Source organism: Microbacterium sp. AK031, from assembly GCF_024807145.1.
Taxonomy (GTDB): Bacteria; Actinomycetota; Actinomycetes; order Actinomycetales; family Microbacteriaceae; genus Microbacterium.
This window is the reverse complement of sequence record NZ_JANUCA010000016.1, coordinates 1-1,003: the sequence shown is the minus strand read 5'-3', so window position 1 is coordinate 1,003 and position 1,003 is coordinate 1. Positions and strand designations below refer to the sequence as shown.

The following is a 1,003-nucleotide window of genomic DNA, read 5'->3' as shown; positions in this document are numbered from 1 at the left end:
GGTCGGGGTCGACGATTCAGCGTCGCAGCGACCCGGCGCAGGTCCTCGGGCGTGTGTGTGGAGAGGTCCGAGCCCTTCTCGAACCAGAACCGCAGCAACCGATTGGTGTTCTCGTTCGTGCCGCGCTGCCAGGGCGAGTGCGGATCGCAAAAATACAGCGTCGTCTCCAACGCCAGCTGGATCTGCGCATACTCAGCGAGCTCTGTCCCTCGATCCCAGGTGATCGAGCGGCGAAGATGCTCTGGCAGGGCGCCCATTTCGCGGATCATGGCCGCAGCGACGGTGTCGGCGGTGTGATCTCCCGGGAGGTGGAGCAGGATCGTGAAACGTGTCGCGCGCTCGACGAGAGTGCCGATCGCGGTCCCATCGCACCCGATGATGAGGTCTCCCTCCCAGTGCCCGGGGACGGCCCGGTCCTTGACCTCGGCGGGCCGGTCACTGATCCTGAACGCCTCCTTGTAGGGACTGTTCTTGCGCCGATCCGCCGTGTGCGCAACACGCGTTCTCCGTTTCAAGGAGAGCTTCTGCGCCAGATCTGCCCGCAGTTTCCCGCGGGTCTGGACGTAGAGGGCCTGGTAGATCGTCTCGTGACTCACCTGCATAGTCTGATCATCCGGGAAGTAGAACTCCAACATCGCCGAGATCAGCCTCGGGCTCCACCCCTCGTCCATCCAGACCCCGATCAACCGGCACAGCGCCTCGTTCTCGATCAACGTGAACGGTTTCGGACGCCGCCGAGCCTGATGCGCTTTCGTGTGCGCGACCGATGCGTAATACACCCCATCCGGGCTCGTATTGCGCTTCACTTCCCGCCAGATCACGGACTTGTCCCGACCGATCTCCGCTCCGATGCGGGCGTAACTCATGCCCGCACGTCGGCCCATCTGAATCACCCCTCGCTCCGCCGCAGTCAGCATCCGCTCACTGACCGCCATCATCTCCGGCACCGGATCAGCGAGACCACCGGTGCGTCCCTTATCGATCTTCATGCCCCCAGACTGGG

Annotated in this window: 1 protein-coding gene; it reads right to left on the bottom strand. The window is 63.8% G+C overall.

Translation table 11 applies throughout. The annotated features are described in order from the left end of the window. Nucleotides 1-989: IS30 family transposase (locus HDC95_RS16795; protein WP_259064840.1), on the bottom strand; the 989-nt coding region annotated here is incomplete at its 3' end. Nucleotides 990-1,003: the final 14 nt, after the last annotated feature.